Genomic DNA, 1,196 nt, shown 5'->3' with positions numbered 1-1,196 from the left:
GGTAATCCCCCCAGCAAATAATCGGACTTATAAGTAGAATTTTCTAAATATGATTTTTAGAGGTTTTACATGAAGACATCCCGTTATACCGAAAGCCAGATTATCGCAATCCTGAAGCAGGCAGAAGCTGGCTCTCCGATCCCAGAACTTTGTCGTGAACATGGCATGAGTGCCGCTTCGTTCTACAAGTGGCGAGCCAAGTATGGAGGCATGGATGCCTCATTAATGGCACGGATGAAAGAGCTAGAGGAAGAGAATAGGCGTCTCAAGAAGATGTATGCAGAAGAGCGGCTCAAGGCAGAAATAGTGGCTGAGGCACTCGCAAAAAAGTGGTAGCGCCATCTCAGCGTCGAGAGATGGCGCGCTGGGTGGTTGACCAACGGCGAGCAACGATCAGAGTAGCTTGTTTAGCGTTCGGCATTAGCGAAACTTGCTATCGTTATCAAGCTAAGCTCAACAGTGAGAATGATGTCATAGCGGACTGGTTAATTCGTCTCACAACAAGTCAGCGTAACTGGGGCTTTGGGCTGTGTTTTTTACATTTACGCAATGTGAAAGGCTTTCGGTGGAACCACAAGAGGGTATATCGGATATATCGTGCGCTCGAACTCAATTTCCGGATTAAACCACGCAAGCGCTTAGTTAGAGAGCGTCCACAGCCATTGTCTGTTCCATCCGAGATCAACCAAGTTTGGTCAATGGACTTCATGCACGATCAGCTCAGTGACGGTCGCAGTATTCGTCTATTTAACGTGATTGATGATTTCAATCGCGAAGGGCTGGGAATAGACGTCGACTTTTCATTACCCTCCGAACGCGTTATACGTTCGCTCGACCAGATCATTGAATGGCGCGGACAGCCTCAGATGATTAGGTGCGACAACGGGCCAGAGTATGTCAGCAACGTCACCCAAACATGGGCTGAAAAGCGCGGTATTCATATTGAGTTTATTCAACCTGGACAGCCACAACAGAACGCCTACATTGAACGATACAACCGAACCGTACGCTACGATTGGCTGGCTCATCACCTATTTGATTCACTTGAAGAGATTCAGAATTTTGCAACCAAATGGTTATGGACTTACAATCATGATCGTCCCAATACTGGGATCGGCGGCATTACCCCGAAACAAAAGCTAGCACTTGCCGCTTAGCCTCTACTTATCGGCCGCATTAAAAATGGGGGGATTACC

At 47.5% G+C, this 1,196-nt stretch carries 1 protein-coding gene; it reads left to right on the top strand.

The window, feature by feature from the left end; translation table 11 throughout:
* Positions 1 to 69 precede the first annotated feature (69 nt).
* A protein-coding gene (locus tag H8K38_RS18190) for an IS3 family transposase (RefSeq protein WP_255423080.1) occupies positions 70 to 1,157 on the top strand; the annotation gives its coding sequence in 2 pieces (ribosomal slippage) (positions 70 to 322 and positions 322 to 1,157; 1,089 coding nt in all).
* Positions 1,158 to 1,196 lie beyond the last annotated feature (39 nt).

It is taken from the genome of Undibacterium sp. FT79W (assembly GCF_014284215.1).
Taxonomy (GTDB): Bacteria; Pseudomonadota; Gammaproteobacteria; order Burkholderiales; family Burkholderiaceae_D; genus Undibacterium; species Undibacterium aquatile.
This window is presented reverse-complemented; position numbering and strand designations above follow the sequence as displayed.